General features: G+C 42.9%; 5 protein-coding genes. 2 read left to right on the top strand and 3 right to left on the bottom strand.

Annotated features, from left to right (window positions below):
* Positions 1-585, top strand: a 585-nt coding sequence (locus O3793_RS08780; RefSeq protein WP_371446943.1) for an aminotransferase class I/II-fold pyridoxal phosphate-dependent enzyme, incomplete at its 5' end; no start/stop codon positions are given.
* 245 nt (positions 586-830) lie between these two features.
* Complete coding sequence (locus O3793_RS08775; RefSeq protein ID WP_371446941.1) at positions 831-1,661, top strand: hypothetical protein; 831 nt, start codon at positions 831-833, stop codon at positions 1,659-1,661.
* A 49-nt stretch (positions 1,662-1,710) separates the two neighbouring features.
* Here O3793_RS08775 and msrA read toward each other — a convergent pair whose 3' ends face one another.
* Genes msrA through sdaAB form a run of 3 tightly spaced genes read right to left on the bottom strand, consistent with a single transcriptional unit; the run spans position 1,711 to position 3,845 of the window.
* Positions 1,711-2,232: a peptide-methionine (S)-S-oxide reductase MsrA gene (msrA, locus tag O3793_RS08770; RefSeq protein ID WP_371446939.1), complete on the bottom strand. Its 522-nt coding sequence runs from the start codon at positions 2,230-2,232 to the stop codon at positions 1,711-1,713.
* 11 nt (positions 2,233-2,243) lie between these two features.
* Positions 2,244-3,146 (bottom strand): L-serine ammonia-lyase, iron-sulfur-dependent, subunit alpha, encoded by a 903-nt coding sequence (sdaAA, locus tag O3793_RS08765; protein WP_371446937.1) that lies wholly within the window; start codon positions 3,144-3,146, stop codon positions 2,244-2,246.
* Between the two features lie 21 nt (positions 3,147-3,167).
* Complete coding sequence (gene sdaAB / locus O3793_RS08760; protein ID WP_371446935.1) at positions 3,168-3,845, bottom strand: L-serine ammonia-lyase, iron-sulfur-dependent subunit beta; 678 nt, start codon at positions 3,843-3,845, stop codon at positions 3,168-3,170.
* Between the last annotated feature and the right edge of the window lie 404 nt (positions 3,846-4,249).

The raw sequence follows: 4,249 nt of genomic DNA, 5'->3' as shown, positions 1-4,249 counted from the left end.
ATTAAAGAGCACCAACTATGGGCGCTTTGCGATGAAGTATACGCAGAATTAACTTACGACAAGACACACTACTCTCTTGCGAATATTTTACCGGACCAAACGATTGTCATCACTGGTTTGTCAAAATCACATGCAATGACAGGATGGCGTATCGGATTCATCTTAGGGCCAACACACTTCATGAACGAAGTTGTAAAAACTCACCAATACATGGTGACAGCTCCAACAAGCTTTGCGCAATACGGAGCGCTTGCGGCGATGTTACACGGCCAAGATGACTGCGCGAAAATGATGGTGGAATATAGCGAGCGTCGTGACTATCTTGCGGCTGAGTTGAAGAAACTTGGCTTCGAAGTGGCAAGTCCTGACGGCGCGTTCTACTTATTCGCGAAGATTCCTGCAAAATGTGGTACTGATTCATGGGCATTCGTTCGTGACCTTGCTCCAAAAGCAAAAGTAGCGCTCATTCCAGGAGTATCTTTCGGAGCTGGTGGCGAAAGCTATGTTCGTTTCAGTTACGCGGCTTCAATGGAAAACTTAAAAGAAGTTGTCGCTCGTTTAACAACATACTTAGCAAATATCTAAAACTATGAAAGGCGAAAAAGACCATATATGGTCTTTTTCTGCTTTATAGTTTATATACTATATCGTTTTTATTTGAAAAAATGCAGAGGAAGAACACGCAATTACCATATATGGTAATTGCGTGTTTTTTTCTTTCTAAAAATAATTTTTTCATTGTCCAAACTCATATTGTAATAGAGAATTCTTTTTGATAAAATGTGGGCAAATAGCGCAAAAAACGTCAGAAGAAGAAAGTTGGGAGAAAAATGGGTAATAAATCAGAGGATTTTAATCAATTAGTGCTATCAACCTTATCAAAAACGACAAAACTACCTTTTGTGAAGGTTAGTCGTGAGGAATTTCTTAAAAAGGAATTTAAAGGGAGCGAATATTTAGATATCATTCTAAAAAATGGACCGCAATCCGTTTTTACGCCGGAAGCTTTACGAAAAAGAGCCACGAAAATTATTAATGACACTACGAAGAAAACAGCCTTAACGTCTTTTGTGGCTGGACTACCTGCAAATCCGATTACAGCAACTCTTTCTGGAGGAGCAGATATCATTCAGTACTTTGGGTTTTCACTTAATCTAGCACAACAATTGGCTTATCTATTTGGAGAAGATGAGTTATTTACAGGTGAGTTTGATGAATTACCAGAAGAAGCAAAGGCTCGAATGATTGGTTATTTAGGAGTTATGCTCGGTGCAGGCGGGGCGGCAGCCTTGATTACAAAAGTTTCAAAAAATATCGCTGAAAACGTCGGTAAGAAAGTCGTTACTACGGCTCTTACAAAGAAAATGTGGTATCCGATTATGAAGAAGATTGCTGCCTTTCTCGGCTGGAAGATTACGAAGATGTCTGTCCAAAAGACCGTTACAAAGGTCATCCCGGTCATCGGCGGTGTGTTCTCTGGAGGATTGACTTACTACACGTTCAAACCTTCCGCAGAGCGTTTAGCTAATACCTTCGAAAAATTATTAAAAGGCGAATTTATCGAAGATGACGTCTCTATCAATGATTTGTCGGATGATTTTAAAGAGTACTTAGAATCTGACGAAGCCATCATTGACGGTGAATATACTGAAGTTGAATAACAAATAAAAGAGTTAAAATTATCATATATGATAATTTTAACTCTTTTTCTTATTTCCAAATACTGCCGATAAAAGTGTCGCGACCTGAAAGTCCGCGGTAACGTTTATAATGTTCTGGATCCTTCTTGTAGAAATCTTGATGATATTCTTCAGCAGGATAGAACGTACTTGCAGGCTCGATTTTTGTCACGATATCTTTTTTGAATCGTCCGCTCGCTTGCAAGGCTGCTTTTGAAGCTTCCGCAATCTTTCTTTGCTCTTCTGAATGGTAGAAGATGACTGGTCGGTATGAATCTCCACGGTCCACGAATTGTCCCATTGCATCCGTTGGGTCCGTTTGTTGCCAGTAGATTTCCACGAGTTTTTCATAAGGGAATACTTCTGGGTCGAACGTGATTTGCACGGCCTCTGTATGTCCTGTTGTTCCGCTACATACTTCCTTGTATGTCGGATTTTCTTTGTGGCCGCCTGTGTATCCTGAGATCACAGACTCGATTCCTGGTTGGCTGTCAAATGGCTTCACCATGCACCAGAAACAGCCTCCTGCAAATGTAGCAATTTCTTTTGCCATGTGTATTCCTCCTACTCTTGTTCCGGGTTCAACGAAACATCTTCCCCGAAAATACGCATCTTAATTGCGACACCTGTTCTTGTGCCTGCCAATCCACCGAGTCCTGTTTCACGGAGTTCTCGTGGCATTCTCACCCCGATACTGCGCATCGCTTCGATGGTTTCATCGGCTGGAATCACGTTTGTAATTCCTGCAAGTGCCATATCTGCGGCAATCAAGGCATTCCCTGCACCAATTGCATTTCGCTTCACGCATGGTACTTCTACAAGGCCGGCAACAGGGTCACAAACGAGTCCTAATAAATTCCCTAGCGCTGTCGCAAAGGCTTCGGAACTCTCTTGCGGCGTTCCGCCGGCTGCTTCAACGGCTGCGGCTGCGGCCATCGCGCTGGCACTTCCGACTTCGGCTTGGCATCCGCCTGTCGCTCCGGCAATCATCGCGTTATTGGCTACGACCATCCCGAAGGCTGCCGAAGTAAAGAGGAACCGTACTTGTTGTTCATGGTTCAAGTTCATCGTATCGGCAATCGAGAACACAACTCCTGGCAAGGTTCCACTCGCTCCTGCTGTCGGCGTTGCACATACAAGCCCCATCGCAGCATTCACTTCGTTTGTTCCAAGCGCGTATTGTACCCCCGCTAGAACACTATCGCCCGACAATGTTTTTCCACGTTCACGATATTTCTTCATCTTCAACGCGTCGCCACCCGTTAAACCTGTTGGAGAGAACACACCCTCTCCTTCCACGCTTCGTTCAACGGCGTTCTTCATCGTTTGTAAGTTTTTTTCCATTTTCTCCCAGATGTACTCACGACTTTGCTGGGTCATTTCCATTTCCTGTTCAATCATGATTTCCGAAATGGGCTTCTTTTGTTCTGTTGCTAATGCTACCAATTCTTTAATGGTCGAAAACATTGCAAACTTCCTTCCTCATCATCACGCAAACATATAGATGTCATGCGTTTTTCTTAATGTTTGTATTTGTTCTTTTAATTCTGGGGATAATAAATCAACAAGCTCATATCCCATCATTTGGCTATCTTCTGTCATTTCCACTCGCTGTTTTGAAATGGTCACGCCATGCTCATGTAGTAAATTATATAGAACAGGCATTTTCCCAAGAGGAACCACTTCAAGCAAGATTGGAAGAGGCCCTGTAAGCTCCATCTTAAAGCCATCGACTTCGATGACCTTCACTTCCACCGCTCCGCCACCAACAGAGGTCCCAATGAGGCGAATCGTACGCTTCTCATCGCTCAAGATTAAATCCGCGGTATTGGCGTGATTCACAGGGCTTGGTTCTTTTCGTTCGACAAATTCAATATGCATTCCTTCGGATACGGCAATCTCAACGGCACGCGGCACGCGCTCATCGTCTGTCGCAAAACCTAAGATTCCGCTAATAATCGCAAAATCCGTCCCGTGTCCCTTATGCGTTTCGGAGAATGATTCATAATAGTCGCATCGCACATTCTTTGGCGTGCCTCCGAATAATTGTCTCGCAAGAGCACCAATCGCAATCGCTCCAGCAGTATGTGAAGAAGAAGGGCCCACCATAATCGGACCAATAATATCAAAACAACTCTTATAATTTTGTACTTTATTTCCTTCCATGTCGGCCATCCTTTCTTTGCCTTTCTATCGTATCAGTATCCGCCTTTAATGTAAATTATTTTTGACTTAAAGGAGGCTCTACTCAGCGATTTTTAGCATTCTTTAACTTCTTTTGCAAAATCCCAAAATCCACTTAACAGTATTTTTTGAGAAATTCGGTTGAAAGTCCTCATAGTCCCCTCTTTTTTATGAAACGCTATTGACGAAAGCACTAAAAAAACTTACAATGGTATTAACTGGTAGTGACCAGTTGTAGAAGAGTTTTTTACGAAAGGAGGAACCGATATGGTAGCCAAACCTTCTCCACTTTACTCAACACTGAGTCTAGCGTTGATCGACTTCATTAAGACCAAGGGAAAAGCACACGAAAAAATGCTTTCGGAGCGCGAAATTACAAAGGTCTA

It is taken from the genome of Granulicatella sp. 20925_1_28 (genome assembly GCF_041433575.1).
Lineage (GTDB): Bacteria > Bacillota > Bacilli > Lactobacillales > Aerococcaceae > Granulicatella.
This window is presented reverse-complemented; position numbering and strand designations above follow the sequence as displayed.

Bases quoted from the DNA above. Each gene is read 5' to 3' on its own strand.
- O3793_RS08775 (WP_371446941.1), top strand. From the start codon at position 831: ATGGGTAATAAATCAGAGGATTTTAATCAATTAGTGCTATCAACCTTA.
- msrA (WP_371446939.1), bottom strand. From the start codon at position 2,232: ATGGCAAAAGAAATTGCTACATTTGCAGGAGGCTGTTTCTGGTGCATG.
- sdaAA (WP_371446937.1), bottom strand. From the start codon at position 3,146: ATGTTTTCGACCATTAAAGAATTGGTAGCATTAGCAACAGAACAAAAG.
- sdaAB (WP_371446935.1), bottom strand. From the start codon at position 3,845: ATGGAAGGAAATAAAGTACAAAATTATAAGAGTTGTTTTGATATTATT.